Annotated in this window: 18 protein-coding genes; 6 read left to right on the forward strand and 12 right to left on the reverse strand. The window is 69.2% G+C overall.

The window, feature by feature from the left end; translation table 11 throughout:
- Nucleotides 1-18 precede the first annotated feature (18 nt).
- Both ACFPJ4_RS14435 and ACFPJ4_RS14440 read left to right on the forward strand, forming a co-directional pair.
- Nucleotides 19-882, forward strand: a complete 864-nt coding sequence (locus tag ACFPJ4_RS14435; RefSeq protein ID WP_386741154.1) for a purine-nucleoside phosphorylase — start codon at nt 19-21, stop codon at nt 880-882.
- Nucleotides 879-2,540: a phospho-sugar mutase gene (locus tag ACFPJ4_RS14440; RefSeq protein WP_386741155.1), complete on the forward strand. Its 1,662-nt coding sequence runs from the start codon at nt 879-881 to the stop codon at nt 2,538-2,540. Before ACFPJ4_RS14435 ends, ACFPJ4_RS14440 begins: the two co-directional genes overlap by 4 nt.
- Nucleotides 2,541-2,544: 4 nt before the next feature.
- Here ACFPJ4_RS14440 and ACFPJ4_RS14445 read toward each other — a convergent pair whose 3' ends face one another.
- Genes ACFPJ4_RS14445 through ACFPJ4_RS14465 form a run of 5 tightly spaced genes read right to left on the reverse strand, consistent with a single transcriptional unit; the run spans nt 2,545 to nt 6,330 of the window.
- Nucleotides 2,545-2,817 carry a PTS sugar transporter subunit IIB gene (locus tag ACFPJ4_RS14445; protein ID WP_386741156.1) on the reverse strand — a complete coding sequence of 91 codons (273 nt, stop codon included), beginning with the start codon at nt 2,815-2,817 and terminating at the stop codon, nt 2,545-2,547.
- A complete protein-coding gene (locus tag ACFPJ4_RS14450) occupies nt 2,814-3,296 on the reverse strand; it encodes a PTS sugar transporter subunit IIA (protein ID WP_386741157.1) in 483 nt (160 codons plus the stop codon). Before ACFPJ4_RS14450 ends, ACFPJ4_RS14445 begins: the two co-directional genes overlap by 4 nt.
- Nucleotides 3,296-4,414, reverse strand: coding sequence for an adenosine deaminase (locus ACFPJ4_RS14455; RefSeq protein WP_386741158.1), 1,119 nt, complete (start codon nt 4,412-4,414; stop codon nt 3,296-3,298). The genes ACFPJ4_RS14450 and ACFPJ4_RS14455 overlap by 1 nt, the downstream gene beginning before the upstream one ends.
- Before the next feature lie 9 nt (nt 4,415-4,423).
- A complete protein-coding gene (locus ACFPJ4_RS14460) occupies nt 4,424-5,131 on the reverse strand; it encodes an IclR family transcriptional regulator (protein WP_386741159.1) in 708 nt (235 codons plus the stop codon).
- The gene (locus ACFPJ4_RS14465; RefSeq protein WP_386741160.1) at nt 5,131-6,330 is read right to left on the reverse strand and encodes an adenosylhomocysteinase; all 1,200 of its coding nucleotides are present in this window, start codon (nt 6,328-6,330) and stop codon (nt 5,131-5,133) included. Before ACFPJ4_RS14465 ends, ACFPJ4_RS14460 begins: the two co-directional genes overlap by 1 nt.
- Nucleotides 6,331-6,392: 62 nt before the next feature.
- On the opposite strand from ACFPJ4_RS14465, the gene uriH reads away from it, so the two are divergent.
- Nucleotides 6,393-7,340 carry a uridine-preferring nucleoside hydrolase UriH gene (gene uriH, locus ACFPJ4_RS14470; protein WP_386741161.1) on the forward strand — a complete coding sequence of 316 codons (948 nt, stop codon included), beginning with the start codon at nt 6,393-6,395 and terminating at the stop codon, nt 7,338-7,340.
- A 24-nt stretch (nt 7,341-7,364) separates the two neighbouring features.
- On the opposite strand, the gene ACFPJ4_RS14475 is transcribed toward uriH, so the two are convergent.
- The 7 genes from ACFPJ4_RS14475 to ACFPJ4_RS14505 form a co-directional block, all read right to left on the reverse strand.
- Nucleotides 7,365-8,660, reverse strand: coding sequence for a thymidine phosphorylase (locus ACFPJ4_RS14475; protein ID WP_386741162.1), 1,296 nt, complete (start codon nt 8,658-8,660; stop codon nt 7,365-7,367).
- Nucleotides 8,660-9,076 (reverse strand): cytidine deaminase, encoded by a 417-nt coding sequence (locus tag ACFPJ4_RS14480; protein WP_386741163.1) that lies wholly within the window; start codon nt 9,074-9,076, stop codon nt 8,660-8,662. Before ACFPJ4_RS14480 ends, ACFPJ4_RS14475 begins: the two co-directional genes overlap by 1 nt.
- Complete coding sequence (locus ACFPJ4_RS14485) at nt 9,073-10,356, reverse strand: ABC transporter permease (RefSeq protein ID WP_386741164.1); 1,284 nt, start codon at nt 10,354-10,356, stop codon at nt 9,073-9,075. The genes ACFPJ4_RS14480 and ACFPJ4_RS14485 overlap by 4 nt, the downstream gene beginning before the upstream one ends.
- Nucleotides 10,353-11,663 carry an ABC transporter permease gene (locus ACFPJ4_RS14490; protein ID WP_386741165.1) on the reverse strand — a complete coding sequence of 437 codons (1,311 nt, stop codon included), beginning with the start codon at nt 11,661-11,663 and terminating at the stop codon, nt 10,353-10,355. Before ACFPJ4_RS14490 ends, ACFPJ4_RS14485 begins: the two co-directional genes overlap by 4 nt.
- Nucleotides 11,660-13,174 carry an ABC transporter ATP-binding protein gene (locus ACFPJ4_RS14495; protein WP_386741166.1) on the reverse strand — a complete coding sequence of 505 codons (1,515 nt, stop codon included), beginning with the start codon at nt 13,172-13,174 and terminating at the stop codon, nt 11,660-11,662. The genes ACFPJ4_RS14490 and ACFPJ4_RS14495 overlap by 4 nt, the downstream gene beginning before the upstream one ends.
- A 73-nt stretch (nt 13,175-13,247) precedes the next feature.
- Nucleotides 13,248-14,378 carry a BMP family lipoprotein gene (locus tag ACFPJ4_RS14500; protein WP_386741167.1) on the reverse strand — a complete coding sequence of 377 codons (1,131 nt, stop codon included), beginning with the start codon at nt 14,376-14,378 and terminating at the stop codon, nt 13,248-13,250.
- Between the two features lie 158 nt (nt 14,379-14,536).
- Nucleotides 14,537-15,661 (reverse strand): mannose-1-phosphate guanylyltransferase, encoded by a 1,125-nt coding sequence (locus ACFPJ4_RS14505; RefSeq protein ID WP_386741168.1) that lies wholly within the window; start codon nt 15,659-15,661, stop codon nt 14,537-14,539.
- 219 nt (nt 15,662-15,880) lie between these two features.
- Here ACFPJ4_RS14505 and sdhC point away from each other — a divergent pair, with 219 nt between their 5' ends.
- The 3 genes from sdhC to sdhA all read left to right on the forward strand — a co-directional run bounded on the left by sdhC (nt 15,881) and on the right by sdhA (nt 18,628).
- Nucleotides 15,881-16,312, forward strand: coding sequence for a succinate dehydrogenase, cytochrome b556 subunit (sdhC, locus tag ACFPJ4_RS14510; protein WP_386741169.1), 432 nt, complete (start codon nt 15,881-15,883; stop codon nt 16,310-16,312).
- Nucleotides 16,312-16,758 (forward strand): succinate dehydrogenase hydrophobic membrane anchor subunit, encoded by a 447-nt coding sequence (locus tag ACFPJ4_RS14515; RefSeq protein WP_386741170.1) that lies wholly within the window; start codon nt 16,312-16,314, stop codon nt 16,756-16,758. The genes sdhC and ACFPJ4_RS14515 overlap by 1 nt, the downstream gene beginning before the upstream one ends.
- A 70-nt stretch (nt 16,759-16,828) precedes the next feature.
- On the forward strand, nt 16,829-18,628 hold the full coding sequence (sdhA, locus tag ACFPJ4_RS14520; RefSeq protein WP_386741260.1) for a succinate dehydrogenase flavoprotein subunit: 1,800 nt from the start codon (nt 16,829-16,831) through the stop codon (nt 18,626-18,628).
- Nucleotides 18,629-18,647 lie beyond the last annotated feature (19 nt).

Here is an 18,647-nt window from a genome sequence, read left to right on the forward strand (position 1 = left end):
CGTTCTAGGCTGGGCGTCATGTCCAGCGTCATCCAGTCCCACGATTCCGCTCACCCGCTCGACGACCCCGCCGCGGACCCGTTCGCGATCGCGAAGCAGGCGGCGGCCCAGCTGGCCGAGGCGACCGGGGTCGAGCGGCACGACATCGCCCTCACCCTCGGCAGCGGCTGGGCGAAGGCCGCCGACCTGATCGGCGAGACGACCGCGACCGTGGCCGCGACCGAGATCATCGGGTTCAGCAAGCCCGCACTGACCGGCCACGTGGGAACCCTGCGCAGCGTGCTGCTGCCGAACGGCAAGCGCGCGCTCGTGATCGGAGCGCGGACGCACTTCTACGAGGGCCACGGCGTGCGCCGCGTCGTGCACTCGGTGCGCACGGCCGCGGCCGCGGGCGCGACGACCATGATCCTCACGAACGGGGCCGGCGGCATCCGCGAGAGCTGGACGCCCGGAACGCCCGTGCTGATCAGCGACCACATCAACCTCACCGCGGCATCCCCGCTGGAGGGCGCGACCTTCGTCGACCTGACCGACCTGTACGCGCGCCGACTGCGCGATCTCGCCCGCAGCGTCGATCCCGAGCTCGACGAGGGCGTCTACACCCAGTTCCGCGGACCGCACTACGAGACCCCGGCCGAAGTGCAGATGGCGAAGACGATCGGCGGCCACATCGTCGGCATGTCGACCGCCCTCGAAGCCATCGCAGCCCGCGAGTCGGGCATGGAGATCCTGGGCCTGTCGCTGATCACCAACCTCGCGGCCGGCATCTCGTCGGAACCGCTCAGCCACGGCGAGGTGCTGCAGGCCGGGCAGGATGCCGAGCCCGTCATCAGCGCCCTTCTCGCGCGGATCGTCGCCAGGATCACCGAGGAGCAGTCATGATCGACGGCGGTCTCGCGACGGCGGCACGAGCCTGGATGGCGCAGGACCCCGACCCGGTCACCCGCTCCGAGCTCGACGCCCTCCTCGCGGCCGCCGAGGCCGGCGACGCACCTTCGGCGGCGGATCTGGCCGAGCGCTTCTCGGGGCGCCTCGAGTTCGGCACGGCGGGTCTGCGCGGCGCGCTCGGCGCCGGCCCGATGCGGATGAACCGGGTGCTCGTGGCCCAGGCCGCCGCGGGACTGGCCGCCTACCTGCTCGGCCGGGGTGGGCATCCGACCGTCGTCATCGGCTACGACGGGCGTCACAACTCGAGCGTCTTCGCACGCGACACGGCAGAGATCATGCGCGGCGCCGGGGTGGAGGCGACCCTGCTCCCCCGCGCCCTGCCGACCCCCGTGCTCGCCTTCGCCGTGCGCCACCTCGCCGCGAGCGCCGGGGTCATGGTCACCGCGAGCCACAACCCCGCGCGCGACAACGGCTACAAGGTATACCTCGGCGGCGCGGACGGCGGATCGCAGATCGTGCCCCCGGCGGACGGCGAGATCGCGAGCGAGATCGCGCGGGCCGCCGCCGGAACGATCTCTGCGCTGCCCCGATCCACCGACTATGCGACCGCGCGCGAGAGCGTCATCGACGAATACGTGCGCCAGACCGCGGCGCTCGCGTCCGGTCCGTCCGCCCTGCGCACCGTCTACACCGCCATGCACGGCGTCGGATGGGAGACCGCATCGGCCGTGTTCTCGGCGGCGGGCTTCGCGGCACCCGCCCCCGTGGAGGCGCAGCTGCACCCCGACCCCGACTTCCCGACCGTCGCCTTCCCGAATCCGGAGGAGCCCGGCGCCCTCGACCTCGCGATCGAGACGGCGAAGCGGGTCGGCGCCGAGCTGATCATCGCGAACGATCCGGATGCCGACCGACTCGCCGTCGGAGTCCCGATCGCGGGTGACTGGCGCCGACTCAGCGGCAACGAGGTCGGCTGGCTGCTCGGCTGGCAAACCGCGCGGCGGCTGCAAGCCGAGGACCGGCCCGGAACCCTGGCCTGCTCCGTGGTGAGCTCGCCCGCGCTCGGCGCGATCGCGAGGCGGTATCGCCTCGACTTCGTCGAGACCCTGACCGGCTTCAAGTGGATCTCGCGCGTGGGCGGCCTCGCCTTCGGATATGAGGAGGCGCTCGGCTACCTCGTCGACCCCGACAAGGTGCGCGACAAGGACGGCATCTCGGCCGCCGTCGCGGTGATCGGGTTGTTCACCGAACTGGCGGCCGCCGGCACCACGCTCGAGCAACACCTCGCCGAGTTCGCCAGGACCTTCGGCGGATTCGCCTCGTCGCAGATCTCGGTGCGGGTCGCGGATCTGGCCGAGATCCCTCGCACGATGGCGCGATTGCGGGCCGACCTCCCGTCACGGGTGGGCGGCATCCGCGTCGAGCAGATCGACGATTTCGCCGACGGCTTCGACCGCTTCCCGCCCAGCGATCTGCTGCGCTTCCACCTCAGCGGCGGCGGTCGCGTGATCGTGCGCCCGAGCGGAACCGAGCCGAAACTCAAGTGCTACCTGGATGCGGTGTCGACCGAGGGGCCCGCCGCGGAACGGGTCGCGGCGGCCGAGGCGACGGTCGCGACGCTCGACGCGGGGATGCGGCAGCTGCTCGCCGGCTGACCGCTCAGCCCAGGGCCGCCTGCAGCTTGGCCGTCAGCTCCTGCGTGTCGAAGTAGTTCTCGACGACGATCACGTCGGCGAAGGTCGGGCCGATCGCCGTGACGAACTCCGGACTGGTCAGGATGATCTGGGCGTCATCGGCCTCCGCGTGCAGCGAGGCGAGATCCACCGCGACGACCGCGGCGTCGAAACCGAGGCGCTGCAGCACGCGCTCGGCGTTGACCTTCAGGACGCCGCTGGTGCCGACGCCGGCCCCGCAGATCGCAACGATCTTCATGCGCTCGCCGCCGCATCCGCTGCCGGACGCCCGACAGCGGCCACCCCGAGGATCCCGCGCACCTCGTCCGCGGTGATCGCCGCGGCAAGGCGGCCCGTCGCATCGCCGTCGTTGAACACGTTCGCGAGTTCGGCCACGAGGGGCAGATGGTGATCGAGGGAGTGGACCGCCAGACCGAGCACCACCCGCACCGGATCGTTGTGCGGATGCCCGAACGCAACCGGGGTCGCAAGGGTCACGACCGAAAGACCGTCTCCCAGTACCTGGGGCCCGGGTCGCGCGTGGGCGAGCGCCAAGCCCGGAGCGATGACGACGTACGGGCCGTGCTCGTCGATCATCCTGATCATCTCATCGGCGTAATCCGCCCTGGCCGCGCCGCTGCGCGCCAGGGCGGCTCCCGCGAGCCCGACGGCCGCGCGCCAATCGGCGGCATCGGCCCGAAGCACGATCGCGGCATCCGGCAGAGGAGGAAGCGGCATCAGGCTCGACCGAAGCCGTCGCGGATGCGGTCGACCAGCTCCTCGCGGTCCTCCAGCGGGAGGAAGGCCACCTCGGCCGCGTTGAGCTGGAACGCCTCGAGGTCGTCCATGCCGTAGCCGAAGGTCTCTGCCAGAAGCGCCAGTTCTCGGGTGAGACTGGTCGCGCTCATCAGGCGGTTGTCGGTGTTGACCGTGACGCGGAAGCCGAGTTGGTAGAGCAGGTCGAAGGGGTGATCGGCCAGGGTGTCTCCCCAGGCGGCGATGGCCCCGGTCTGCAGGTTCGAGCTCGGGCTGGTCTCGAGCGCGATGCCGCGGTCTTTGACCCACTGGGCGACGCGGCCGAGCGAGACGAAGGTGCTCTCGTCGTCGGCGCGCTCGATCGTGATGTCTTCGGCGATCCGCACGCCGTGGCCGAGTCGCAGCGCATGGCCGTCGACGAGCGCCTCGCGGATGCTCTCCACCCCGTCCGCCTCGCCGGCGTGCACCGTTGCCGGGAAGCAGGCCCGGGCCAGAAGGTCGAACGCCTCGGACAGGCGCGACGCCGGGAAGCCCGCCTCGGGGCCGGCGATGTCGAAGCCGACGACGCCGCGGTCGCGGTGCCGCAAAGCGAGCTGCGCGATCTCGGTGCCGCGATCCAGGTGGCGCATCGCGCTCACCAGCTGGCCGGCGCGGACCCAGCCGCCCGCGGCGCGAACGGAATCCGTCGCCTCGTCGATGCCCCGCTGAACGGCCTCCACGGTCTCGTCGAGGGTGAGCCCGCGACTCAGGTGCTGCTCGGGAGCCCAACGCAGTTCGCCGTAGATGACGCCGTCGTCGGCCAGGTCTTCGACGAACTCACGCGCCACCCGGGTGAGGCCCTCGGCCGTCTGCATGACGGCGATGGTCAGGTCGAAGGTCTTGAGGTACTCGACGAGGGATCCGGAGTCGGACTTCTCGGCGAACCAGGCCGCCAGCTCGGGCGCTGTGGCGGCGGGCAACTCGATCCCGAGGGGTTCGGCCAGCTCGATGATCGTCTGCGGGCGGAGTCCGCCGTCGAGGTGGTCGTGCAGCGAGATCTTGGGAAGGTCGCGGATGCCGATCCGGCTGCCGGGGAGGGTGACGTCGTCGGGCGCGCTCATGGGTCCAATCTACCGAGGCGCGGGCTGAGAGGTCGCTGCCGAGGTCCCGGAGAGACGGGCCGAGATGAGCTCCGCGGTCTGGACGGCGGCATCCATCACGCGGTCGACGGGCATGGCGCTGAAACTGGTGGCGACATAGGGCACGGTGAGCGCGCATCGGGTGGCTCCTCGGCGGTCCCTCACCGCCGCGACCAGGTCGGTGATCCCCGCCTGAAGAGGATCGTCGCGGCGCACCGAGCCGACGGAGGTGGTGAGCACCTCGCCGCTCGCGGTGCTCACCACCGGGAAGACGGCGCCGACGCGCACCCGGTACCCGAAGTCGGCCGGGCTCTCGACCTGCGCGATCACCCGGACGGCACCCGCGTCGAGCACGCTCAGGTTGCACGACTGCTGCACCCGCTCGCTCAGCGCGCGCATCGGCGGCAGGGCGGCGTCGAGCAGACCACGCAGCGCAGGCTGTCGGTGCGCCAGATCGAAGGCGGCCATCGAGAAGGAGTACAGGCCCGAGTCGGCGTCGCGCAGCAGCCAGCCGCGCGCCTCCAGCGTGGCGAGAACGCGGAACAGCGTGCTGACCGTCCGACCGGTGGCCTCGGCGATCTCGGTCTGCGACAGCGGACGGGTGCTCTCGGCCAGCAGTTCCAGCACGTCGAACGCCTTGTCGAGCGCCGGCACTCCGTACTCCGGTCTCGTGCTGCCCGGGCGCGGACCCGCGACCATCAGCGCTGCGCCTGCATGGCGGCGAGCATCCGGCGCGCGATCTCGCGGTCGATGGCATCGGGAACGGGTTGGGCGCCCGGCTGCAGTCCCGCGGCGTCCGTCGCGATCCGCTCCAGGGAGAGCGCCTGGAGCAGGAAGCCGAGGTCCATCGACTCGAGCGAGTTGCCCTTCGGCTCGCGGCCGGCAAGGTTCATCATGCGGCCGTCGGCGAGCAGGATGACGTGGTGCTCCCCGCGTCCCGCGGAGGCGGGCAGGTCGATGCGCTCGATGGCGCCGTCGGCCCCGGCGAGCTGCCGTGAGCCGCTCGACATCGCGTGCAGCGCCGCGACGTCGATCTCCCACGGGAAGTGGCCGCAGTTCGCCAGCACCGCACCGTCGGCGACGGTCTCGAAGAAGGGCGCCGTCAGGATGCCGGGGTGTCCGGTCGCGGTGATGAACACCTCGCCCCACTCGGCGAGGTCCATCAGGGAGGCGACCCGGAATCCGTCGAGGGCCGCCTCGAACGCCTTCAGCTCGTCGATCTCGACCACGGCGACCTTGCCGCCGAGCTGCCGCAGGTAGTGCGCGACGCCGCGACCGCACCAGCCGTACCCGGCGACGACGAAGCGGCGCCCCGGGATCATCAGGTTGGTGATGCGCATGAAGCTCTCGACCACGGACTGGCCGACGGCGTGCTTGTTCTCGCCGATGGCCTTCAAGAGGCTGTCGTTGATCACGATCATCGGGAACGGCACGGCGCCCGCGAGTTCGCCGCGCAGCCGGTCGCCCCCCGAGGTCGTCTCCTCGGTGCCGCCGATGATCGCGGCAGCGGTGCCGCGCGCGACCACGCCGGCCGCCAGATCGCCGCCGTTGTCGAGCAGGATGTCGGGCTGTCCGTCGAGCACGGCGTCGATGTTGGCGCGGTGCTGATCGAGGTCGTCCTCGCGGGAGCCGAACACGGTCATCCCCTGCCCGCGGAGGAACGCGACGATGTCGTCCTGGGTGGATCCGTGGTTGCCGGTCGCGACCAGCTCGGCCCCTCCGGCGGCGAGAGTCTCGAGCAGCACGGCGGTCTTCGGCTCCAGGTGGAGCGACATGCCGATCCGTCGGCCCGCGAATGGGCGCGAGCCGCGGAACTGCTCGCGGGTGGCGGCGAGCAGGGGCATGCGCGAGCGGATCCATTCGACGCGCGCCGCGCCCCGGTCTGCGAGATCTGACATGGCCGCATTGTTTCATATATGAAGACTGTTTTCATATGCGTTTCACCCGATAGGCTCGGAGCATGCCGACGAAGATCATCCTCGACTGCGATCCCGGGCACGACGACGCCGTGGCCCTGCTGCTGGCCTGGGGCAACCCCGACATCGAGCTGGTCGGGGTCACGACGGTCGTCGGCAATCAGACGATCGACAAGGTGACGCGCAACGCGCTCTCGGTCGCCCGGGTCGCGGGCATCGTCGGGGTGCCGTTCGCGCGCGGGGCGGAACGGCCACTGGTCCGTCCCATCGAGACGGCCGGGGCCATCCACGGCGAGTCCGGGCTCGACGGCCCCGTGCTGCCCGAGCCCACGATCGCTCTCGACGCCCGGCCCGCGGCTCAGTTCATCGTCGACACCGTCATGGCCTCCGAGCCGGGCGAGATCACGCTCGTACCCACCGGCGGCCTGACCAACATCGCGCTCGCGGCGCGGCTGGAGCCCCGCATCATCCCCCGGGTCAAGGAGGTGGTGCTCATGGGCGGCGGCGTTCATGTCGGCAACTGGAGCGCGACCTCCGAGTTCAACATCGTCATCGACCCCGAGGCCGCCGCGATCGTGTTCGGCGCGGGCTGGCCCGTCACGATGATCGGCCTGGATGTCACGCACCAGGCGCTCGCGACCGATGAGGTCGTGGCAGCCATCGCCGCGGTCGGCACGGCGCCGGCCCGGTTCGTCGGGGAGCTCATGGAGTTCTTCGCCCACGCCTACCGCGACACCCAGGGCTTCGACCACCCGCCCGTACACGACCCGGTCGCCGTGGCGTACCTCATCGACCGCAGCCTGGTGCGCACCGTGGCGGCCCCGATCGAGATCGAGCGCCGCGGCGAGTTCACCCTCGGCATGACGGTCGTCGATCTGCGCGCCGCTGCCCCCGACGACTGCGTCACGCGGGTCGGACTCGACCTCGACGCCGACCGCTTCTGGGCCCTCGTCGTCGATGCGCTCACCCGGATCGGCGACCCGGAGCGCTGACCCCCGTCGCCGGTCGAGCGCGGCTCAGGCGATGCGGCCGGCGATGAGCGGACCGCCGTCGTCGATCGGGTCACCGCTCTCTCCGATCCGGTAGGCGCCCTCGAGCGCCTCGAGGGCCCGCGGGAAACGATCGGGGTCGTCCGTGCCGAGCGTGAAGAGCGGCTGGCCCTCGGCGATCGCGTCGCCGGGTTTCGCGTGCAGCTCGATCCCGGCGGAGTGCATCACCGGGTCCTCCTGCCGGGCGCGTCCGGCCCCGAGCCGCCAGGCCGCGATGCCGAACGGCAGGGCGTGCTGGGCGACGAGCACGCCCGCGCGCTCCGCGCGCACGACGTGCGTCTCCTTCGGGGTCGGGAGGGCGGCATCCGGATCCCCGCCCTGTGCCCAGATCATGGCCCGCCAGCTGTCCATCGCGCGCCCGTTCTTGAGGGCCGACTCGACATCCGCGTCGGGCACGCCGGCGAGGTCGAGCATCTCGCGTGCGAGCGCGACCGTCAGGGTCACGACATCCGCGGGGCCGCCGCCGGCGAGCACCTCCACCGACTCGCGCACCTCGTTGGCGTTGCCGATCGCGCGCCCGAGAGGCACGTTCATGTTGGTCAGGAGCGCCCGGGTGGCGACCCCGGCGTCATTGCCCAGCCTGACCATGGTCTCGGCGAGTTCGCGGCTCCGCTCCGGATCCTGCATGAAGGCGCCCGAGCCGAACTTGACGTCGAGCACGAGGGCGGCCGTTCCCTCCGCGATCTTCTTGCTCATGATCGAGGAGGCGATGAGCGGGATCGCCTCGACCGTTCCGGTGATGTCGCGCAGCGCGTACAGCTTGCGATCGGCCGGAGCCAGTCCGGCGCCGGCCGCGCAGACGACGGCTCCGACCGACTCGAGCTGCGCCATGAACTCGTCATTGGTCAGGGATGCGCGCCATCCGGGGATGCTCTCGAGCTTGTCGAGAGTGCCTCCCGTGTGCCCGAGCCCGCGGCCGGACAGCTGCGGCACCGCGACACCGAAGGAGGCCACCAGCGGTGCCAGCGGGAGGGTGATCTTGTCGCCGACGCCGCCGGTCGAGTGCTTGTCGGTGGTGCGCTTGGACAGCGTCGAGAAGTCGAGCCGCGTGCCGCTCGCGACCATCGCGAGGGTCAGATCGCGGATCTCGTCGCGCCCCATGCCGTTGAGGAAGATCGCCATCGTCATCGCCGACATCTGCTCGTCGGCAACGTAACCCCGGGTGTAGGCGTCGATCAGCCAGTCGATCTGAGCCGCGCTGAGCTCCCCGCCATCGCGCTTCGTGCGGATGAGATCGACCGCGTCGAAGGGCTCGAGCGCCATCAGCCGGCCTCGCCGTCACGGTAAGCCTCGAGCGTGCGCGGCCCGAACGCGTCGGGGATCACCTCGTCGATCGTCCGGATGCCCGAGACGGTCTCGAGCAGCATCCCCTTGGCCGAGTGCTCGAACAGCAGCTGCCGGCAGCGGCCGCATGGCATGAGCGTGTTGCCGTGCCCGTCGACGCAGGTGAAGGCGACGAGCTTGCCTCCGCCCGTCATGTGCAGCGACGACACCAGAGCGCACTCGGCGCACAGGGTCAGCCCGTAGGAGGCGTTCTCGACGTTCGCGCCCGAGATGACGCGGCCGTCGTCGACCATCGCGGCCGCTCCGACCGGGAAGTTCGAGTACGGCACGTAGGCATGCGGCAGGGCGGCGGTGGCCACCCGTCGGAGCGCATCCCAGTCGACGGGGGCGCTCATGGGGTGGTGTACGGCTTTCCGTCGGCCGCGGGTGCGCGGGACTGCCCCACCAGCCCTGCCACCGCGAAGATCGTGATGACATACGGCAGCATCAGCAGGAACTCGCTCGGCACAGGGGAGCCGATGATCCCGAGCGTGCTCTGCAGGTTCGTCGCGAAGCCGAACAGGAGGCCGGCCAGCGCCGCCCGGATCGGATGCCATCGCCCGAAGATCACTGCCGCGAGCGCGATGAAGCCGGCTCCGTTCGTCATCTCCTTGCCGAACGACGAGACCGCGTCGAGCGTGTAGTACGCGCCGCCGATCCCGGCGACCGCGCCGGCGATCGAGACGGTCCAGAACCGGGTGCGTCGAACGTTGATCCCGACCGTGTCCGCGGCTCCGGGGTGCTCTCCGACGGCGCGGACGCGCAGCCCCCACCGGGTCTTGAACAGCATGTACCAGGTGACGAACACCGCGATGTACATCAGGTACGTGATGATCGTCTGCTTGAACAGCACCGGTCCGAGGATCGGGATGTCGGACAACAGCGGGATCGAGACCCGGGGGAACCGGGTCGTCGAGTTCAATGCCGGATCGGCCGTGAGCACCTTCGAGTAGAGGAAGTTGGTCAGACCGGTCACGAGCACGTTGAGCACGACCCCGACGATGACCTGTTCTACCAGGTACTTGATCGCGAAGGCGGCGAGCACCCACGAGACGAGAACGCCGCCGACGACCGCCGCCAGCAGACCGAGAACGGCCTGGTGCGTCGCCGAACCGACGACCGCCGCCGAGAAGGCGCCGAACAGCAGCTGGCCCTCGATGGCAACGTTGACGACTCCCGCCCGCTCGCCGATGACGCCGCCGAGCGAGCCGAATACCAGCGGGGTCGCCAAGGCGAGGCTGCCGATGAGCAGACCCGGCACGGGCACCGGACGGAGCCCGGCCGCCGCCCAGGTGAGGAACAGGAACAGGAACAGGATGGCGAACACGGCATCGAGCCAGAGCGGCACCTTGCCGGCCGCGCTCCGTGCGACCACGATGTGAGCCGCCACCGCCAGCGCGAACAGCAGAATCGACACCACCACCACCGTGCCGACGGTCGGCAGGGTGACCGGCGGGATCTGGAAGAAGTCGGTCGAGGTGGACAGACCGAAGGTGCTGGACCCGGAGCGCGGGATGCCGAACGCGAACACGAGCGCCAGGATGGCGAACACGTCGAGCACGATCGGGATCTTGAGACTGCGGACGACCGCCTTCTCGAGGACGATCGGCGCCGAGGCGGCGGTGACGGCGGTCACTTGGTCACCACCCCCGCCGAGCGGCGCAGTCTCGGCAGTGCGCCGGGCTTGGGCAGATGGAACACCGTGCGAACCAACGGCGGTGCGGCGATGAGGAGGACGATCACCGACTGCACGACCAGCACGATGTCGATCGGGATCTGCTGCGACGCCTGCATGTTGTAACCGCCGGCCTTCAGCGCACCGAACAGCAGTCCACTGAAGAACACCCCCCATGGCCGGGAGCGGCCGAGCAGCGCGACCGTGATCGCGTCGAATCCGATCCCGGCATCCACGCCGGAGCTGAAGCCCGAGGTCGTGTTGCCGAGCACCTGATCCGCGCCGGCCAGACCGACGAGGCCGCCGGAGAACACCATCGCGAGGACGTAGACCATCTTGACGTTGATGCCGGCGACGCGAGCGGCGCTGGGGTTCTCGCCGACTGCGCGGAACCGAAAGCCCAGGCTCGAGCGGTTGACGATGTACCAGACGAAGATCGTGGCGATGATCGCGATGAGGAAGCCGACGTTGACTCGGTAGGTGGTCGGCCCTCCCCCGAACAGCGTGATCAGATCGCTGAGCTTCGGATAAACCGCCGTGGACAGGGCCGCGGGCGACTTCGGGTTGTTGGATCCGGTCGCCTGCAGCAGACCGGGCGTCCGCAGCATGAATGAGATCAGATACAACGCGACGTAGTTGAGCATGATCGTCACGATCACCTCGTGCGCACCCGTGCGTGCCTTGAGCAATCCGGCGATGCCGCCCCACAGCGCACCCCCGACGATCGCCCCGACGGTCGCCACGAGAGCGTGGACGAAGAACGGCATGGGGAACGACCAGCTGATCCACCCGGCGACGGCCGCCGAGATGAGGATCTGGCCGCGGCCGCCGATGTTGAACATGCCGACCCGGAACGCCAGAGCCACGCCGAGGCCGGCGACGATCAACGGCGTCGCGAAGGTCAAGGTCTCGGTCAAGGGCTTGATGCCGTTGGCGAACCCCGGGCGCATGAAGTTGTAGATCGAGCCCTGGAACAGCGACGAGTACGCGCCCCCGACGGAGTTGCCGATGGCCTGGAAGGTGTCACCCGGGCGCGCGAAGAAGTACCCGAGCGCCGACTGGACCCCGCTGTCGGTCGCGGCGATGAGCACACCGGCGACGAGCAGGGCAAGCACCACGGCGAGCACGGTGACCAGCGCGCTGCCGGAGAAGATCTCGCGCAGGACACGGTTTGCCGCGGGCGGCTCCGGCTGGGCCGGCACGTTGGGAGCCTGCCCGGGTTCTGCGGGGAGCACGCTCGGCGTCGACGATGGCAGCTGCTCGCTCATGCCGCCACCTCCGCCGGGGCCTCGCCGGCCATCATGAGGCCGAGTTTTTCACGCGGCGTGTCGCCGGGAACGATCCCGACGATGCCGCCGCGGAACATCACGGCGATCCGGTCCGCGAGCGCGACCACCTCGTCGAGCTCGGTGGACACGACGATGACGGGAATGCCGGCGTCACGCGCCTGGATGATCCGGGTGTGTACGAACTCGATCGAGCCGACGTCGAGCCCGCGGGTCGGCTGCGCCGCGACCAGAAGCTTCAGTTCGCGGCTCAATTCGCGCGCGAGCACGACCTTCTGCTGGTTGCCTCCTGACAGCTGACCCACCCGGGTCGTGATCCCCTGGGCACGGATGTCGAACTCGGTGAGCTTCTGCTCGGCGAACTTCTCGAGCACCCCCAGCTGCAGGGCGCCGGCACGCACGAAGGGGGCGCTCGTGGAGCGGTCGAGCATGAGGTTCTCGGCGATCGTGAACTCCGAGACCAGTCCGTCTTCGTTGCGGTCCTCCGGGACGAACCCGACGCCGGCATCCAGCACGTCGTTGGTGCTGTGCCGGGTCAGTTCGTGCCCGTTCAGGGTGATGGTTCCCTCGACCCGGGGCTGCAGGCCCATGATCGCCTCAGTGAGTTCGGTCTGGCCATTGCCCTGCACGCCGGCGATGACGAGCACCTCCCCCGCCCGCACCGAGAAGCTCACGTGCGAGACGACGTACTGGTCGCTGTGATCGATGACGGAGAGGTCGCTGACCACGAGCGCCTCGGCTCCCGGCTTCTCCGGCCCCTTCTCGACCATCAGCTCGACGGCGCGGCCGACCATCATCGAGGCGAGCTCCTCATTGCTGGCGGTCGGCGGCGCCTCGCCGACCACCTTGCCCAGCCGGATCACGGTGATCCGATCCGCCACCTCGCGCACCTCGCGCAGCTTGTGGGTGATGAACACGATGGACGTGCCGGCCTCCTTGAGCTGACGCATGATCGTCATCAGCTCGTCGGTCTCCTGCGGCGTGAGCACCGCGGTCGGCTCGTCGAAGACCAGCACCTTCGCGTCGCGCGAGAGCGCCTTGATGATCTCGACGCGCTGCTGCACGCCGACCGGCAGGTTCTCGACAAGAGCGTCGGGGTCGACATCGAAGCCGAATCGAGCGGAGATCTCGCGCACCTTTGCACGGGCGGCGGGCAGGTCGAGTCGCCCGCCTGCCTTGGTGGGCTCGTGACCGAGGATGACGTTCTCGGCGACCGTGAAAACGGGGATGAGCATGAAGTGCTGGTGCACCATGCCGATGCCGGCGTTCATGGCGTCGCCTGATCCGGAGAAGTGCTGGACGACATCGTCGAGCAGGATCTCTCCCTCATCGGCCTGGTACAGGCCGTAGAGCACATTCATGAGGGTGGACTTGCCGGCGCCGTTCTCTCCCAGCAGGGCGTGGATCTCGCCGGACTCGACGGTGAGATCGATGTGGTCGTTCGCGACCAGGGCGCCGAACCGCTTGGTGATGGCGCGGAGTTCGAGCTTCATGGGGCCAATCTAGGCTGACGTGCTCCGGGGAGGCCAGCTTCGCCGACCTCCCCGGAGCACTGATTCGGGATGACTACTTCGGCGTGGCCGCGGACGTCACCTTGATGTCGCCGGAGATGATCTTCGCCTTGATGTCGGCGATCTCCTTGGACAGGTTCGAGTCGACCTTCGACGCGTAGTCGTGGAACGGCGCGAGGCCGACACCGTCGTTCTTCAGCGTGCCGACGTAGGGGGTGTTGTTGAAGTCCCCACTGGCAGCGGCCTTGACGACCGCCTCGACACCGGAGTCGACGCGCTTCTGCACCGAGGTGAGAAGGATGTCGCGCACCGACTTGTCGGTGTTGTAGACATCCGCGTCGACGCCGATCATCACGGTGCCGTTCTTCTTGTCCTTGATCGCCTCGGCTGCGCTCTGGTAGATCGGACCACCGACCGGCATGATGACGTCGGCGTTCTGGTCGAGCAGGCCCTGCGCGGCGGTCTTGGCCTCGACACCGGCCGCGAAGCCGCCCGTGAAGACGCCGGTCTGCGACGTGACGTCCCATCCGACGACCTTGACGCTCTTGCTCTTCACCTTGTCGAAGTACTGAACACCCTCGACGAAACCGTCCATGAAGATCGTCACCGGCGGGATCTGGATGCCGCCGAAGGTGCCGACGACACCGGTCTTCGAGTAGCTCGCCGCGGCGTAGCCGGCGAGGAAGGCGGCCTGCGCCGTGTCGAACAGGATCGGCTTGCCGTTGGCGACATCGACCTTGCCATCGCCGGTGGGCTTGCCGTCCTTGCCGGTGGCACCCTCGTTGTCGAGTCCGTCATCCACGATGGCGAACTTCACGTCCGGGTTGGCCTTGGCCGCGGCATCGGTCGCCGAGGAGAGCAGGAAGCCGACGGTCACGATGAGGTTGCAGCCCTGCCCGAGCAGGCTGTCGATGTTGGGTGCGTAGTCGTCGTTGGTGTTGGACTCGACGTGCTTCTCCTTGACGCCCAGGGACTTGGCTGCGGCCTGCAGACCCTGGAGGCCGATCTCGTTGAACGAGTGATCGTCGAATCCACCGGAGTCGGAGACCATGCACGGCAGGAAGTTGGATGCGGCCTTCGTGGTGTTGGTGCCCGTCGGGGCTGCGGAACAGCCGGCGAGCAGGAGTGCGCTCACCCCAAGGGTTGCAAGACCGGCCAATCCGGTCTTACGCGAAGTCAATGTCACTGTGTCCTCCAAGAGCACGCCGGGCAGGATGCCGAGCGAATTGGCTCAACGTTACCCAATGTGACGTTCACCGCCGAGGGACCTTCGACTCTGAATCTGAAGAGTTACAAAGCCGCGACGGAGCCGTAATGACCCGGAAATGATCGCCCCGGTCCCGGCTACAGAACGTCGGATCGCCCGCTCAGTTTGAGCGCATCCACCACGCTCTTGACCCGCTGCGCGTTCTGGCTCGTGGTCACCAGCAGCGCATCCGGGGTATCGACGACGACGATGTCGCGCACGCCGATGAGGGAGATGATGCGGTCGGTCTGGCTGACCACGATGCCGCTGGAGGAATCCGCGAGCACGCGGGCGTTCTTGCCGAGGATCGCGAGGTCCGAGCTGCGACCGCCCGCGTGCAGTTTGGCGATCGAAGCGAAGTCGCCGACGTCGTCCCAGTCGAACGACCCGGGGATGACCGCGAGGCGCCCTGCCGCCGCCGCGGGTTCGGCGACCGTGTAGTCGATCGCGATCTTGTGCAGCCTTGGCCACACGCGGTCGACGGTCGGACCGCGGCGCGCCGGGTCGTCCCAGGCCTCGGCGAGCTCTTCCAGTCCGGCGAGCAGCTCGGGGTCGGACTCGCCGATCTGGGCGAGAAGCACCTCGGCGCGCGCCACGAACATCCCGCCGTTCCAGAGGTGCTTGCCGTCGGCCAGGTACTCCTTCGCGGTCTCGAGATCGGGCTTCTCGACGAAGCTCTCGGCGACGATCGCATCCGGGGCGCCCGGGATGTCGAGATGGCCCCCGCAATGGATGTAGCCGAATCCGATCGCCGGCTCGGTCGGGGTGATGCCGATCGTCGCGATGTAGCCCGCGTCCGCCGCGGCGACCGCCTGAGTCACGGCACGACGGAAGGCCCGCACATCGGCGATCACGTGGTCGGCGGCGAACGAGCCGACGATGACGTCGGGATCCCGGTGATGCAGGATCGCCGCCGCCAGCCCGATGGCGGCCGTCGAATCCTTCGGCTCGCTCTCGAGCACGACGTTGGCGTCGATGAGCTCGGGGATCTGCTCCTCGACCGCGGCCCGGTGCGCACGGCCGGTGACGACCATGATCCGATCCGGGCCGGCGAGCGGCGCGAGCCGATCCCAGGTCGCGCGCAGCAGCGAGCTGCCGGAGCCGGTGAGGTCGTGCAGGAACTTGGGCGCGTCGGCGCGGGAGAGCGGCCACAGCCGCGATCCGATGCCGCCGGCCGGGATGATGCTGTAGAAGCGGTCGAGACCGGCTGCGTCCTTGCTCATGCGCTCAACCCTAACGACGAGGCCCCCACGCCGAGCCCGGAGCCGCCCGTCGGTCTCCCACAACGGACCGCACACCAACCCGCAACTGTCTCGACATCGAGCTAGTGAGGGCACCCTTGTCTGCGCCCCGCGCGCGGTGGGGCCTAGACTTGCAGCGTCCGATTGACGAGCGAACGGCGTGCCACCCGTCGACCGCAACGTGACGCAAGGAGGAGCCCCGTGTCGAGCCAGGCCGCACGATCCGGAGCAGCCGCCGCCACCAAGATCCGCAGCCCGAGGCGCCCCGCAGGGACGCTCTACCGGGGCCGCGAGGGCATGTGGTCGTGGGTGCTGCACCGGATCACCGGAGTCGCCATCTTCTTCTTCCTCTTGGTGCATGTGCTCGATACCGCGGTCGTGCGGATCAGCCCCGAGGCGTACAACTCGGTCATCAACGAGTACAAGACGCCCCTTCTCGGCCTCGGCGAGATCGCTCTGGTCGCGGCGATCGGGCTGCACGCGCTCAACGGGCTGCGCATCATCCTGATCGACTTCTGGAGTGCGGGCACCCGGCACCAGCGCCTGCTGTTCTGGATCGTGATCGCGCTCTGGGTCGTGCTGCTCGTCGGCTTCGTGCCACGGCAGCTCATGCACATCTTCGGAGGCCAGTGATGACCACGATCGACGCTCCCCGCGCCCCGCACACCCCCGCGGTCAAACGCCGCCGGGTGAACTGGGAGAAGTGGGGCTGGCTCTACATGCGGCTGTCGGGCGTCGTGCTCGTCGTGCTGATCTTCGGGCACCTGTTCGTCAACCTGTTCCTCGGACAGGGCGTCAAGGCGATCGACTTCGCGTTCGTCGCGGGCAAGTGGGCGAGCCCCTTCTGGATCGTGTGGGACACCCTGATGCTCTGGCTCGCCCTCATCCACGGCGGCAACGGCATGCGCACGATCATCAACGACTACGCCCACGGCCGGCTGCGCATCGTGCTGCTGACCCTGGTCGCGGTCGCGGTCGTGGCCCTGATCGTGCTCGGCACCCTGGTGCTCACCACCTTCGACCCCTGCCCCGCCGGAGCACCGGCGAACCTCGTCCCGAGCTTCTGCCCCGCCAAGTAACCGAAGTGAGCCTGAACGCGTGAGCACCGAGAATCCCCGCACCAAGCCCGCCGCATCGAGCCCGACGGGGGTGACGGAGTTCGAGGACGGCGCCGTCATCGACGGCGTGCACTATCACCGCTTCGACGTGGTCATCGTCGGCGCGGGCGGTGCCGGTATGCGCGCCGCGATCGAGGCCGGCCCGAAGGCCAGGACCGCCGTCATCACGAAGCTCTACCCGACCCGCTCCCACACCGGCGCGGCCCAGGGCGGCATGGCGGCGGCGCTCGCCAACGTCGAAGAGGACAACTGGGAGTGGCACACCTTCGACACCGTCAAGGGCGGCGACTACCTGGTCGACCAGGATGCCGCCGAGATCCTGGCGAAGGAGGCGATCGACGCCGTTCTCGACCTCGAGAACATGGGCCTGCCGTTCAACCGCACCCCGGAGGGCAAGATCGACCAGCGCCGCTTCGGCGGCCACACCCGCGACCACGGTAAGGCGCCCGTTCGCAGAGCCTGCTACGCCGCCGACCGCACCGGGCACATGATCCTGCAGACGCTGTTCCAGAACTGCGTCAAGCTCGGCGTCAACTTCTTCAACGAGTACTACGCCCTCGATGTCGTGATGACCAAGGTGAAGGGCAAGGACCGCCCCTCGGGCGTCGTCGCGTACGAGCTGGCCACCGGCGAGATCCACGTCTTCCAGGCGAAGGCGATCATCTTCGCCACCGGCGGCTTCGGCAAGATCTACAAGACCACCTCCAACGCGCACACCCTGACCGGTGACGGCGTCGGCATCATCTGGCGCAAGGGCCTGCCGCTGGAGGACATGGAGTTCTTCCAGTTCCACCCGACCGGACTGGCGGGGCTCGGCATCCTGCTGACGGAGGGGGCACGAGGCGAGGGCGCGATCCTGCGCAACGCGAGCGGTGAGCGGTTCATGGAGCGCTACGCCCCCACGATCAAGGACCTGGCTCCTCGCGACATCGTCTCGCGCTGCATGGTGCAAGAGGTTGCGGAGGGCCGCGGCGCCGGCCCGCACAAGGACTACGTGCTGCTGGACTGCACCCACCTGGGCGCCGAGGTGCTCGAGACCAAGCTCCCCGACATCACCGAGTTCGCGCGTACCTACCTCGGCGTCGACCCGGTGACGACCCCGGTGCCGGTCATGCCGACCGCGCACTACGCGATGGGCGGCATCCCGACCAACGTCAAGGCCGAGGTGCTGAGCGACAACGACACGGTCGTACCCGGTCTGTACGCGGCGGGCGAGTGCGCGTGCGTCTCGGTGCACGGGTCGAACCGGCTCGGCACCAACTCGCTGCTCGACATCAACGTCTTCGGCAAGCGGGCGGGCAACAACGCCGTCGAGTACGCCAAGACGGCCGACTTCGTGCCGCTGCCGGCCGACCCGGCCGCCTTCGTGCAGGGCCTGGTCGAAGAGCTGCGCGACTCGAAGGGCACCGAGCGCATCGCGGCGCTGCGCAAGGAGCTGCAGGACGAGATGGACAGGAACGCCCAGGTGTTCCGCACCGACGAGTCGCTCGCGAAGGTGACGCAGACCATCCACGAGCTACGCGGGCGCTACAAGAACGTGTCGATCCAAGACAAGGGGCGTCGCTACAACACCGACCTCCTCGAGGCGATCGAGCTCGGCTTCCTGCTCGACCTCGCCGAGGTGGTCGTCTACTCGGCGCGCAACCGCAAGGAGAGCCGCGGCGGGCACATGCGCGACGACTACCCGAAGCGCGACGACGCCGAATACATGAAGCACACGATGGCGTACCTCACCGGCGACCCGCACTCCGCGGATGCCGCGGACCACATCTCGCTCGACTGGAAGCCGGTCGTCATCACGAACTACCAGCCGATGGAGCGCAAGTACTGATGCGCGCCGCCGAGCTGAT

The sequence above is a fragment of the Lysinimonas soli genome (genome assembly GCF_042655435.1).
In the GTDB taxonomy this organism is placed as follows: Bacteria; Actinomycetota; Actinomycetes; order Actinomycetales; family Microbacteriaceae; genus Lysinimonas; species Lysinimonas soli.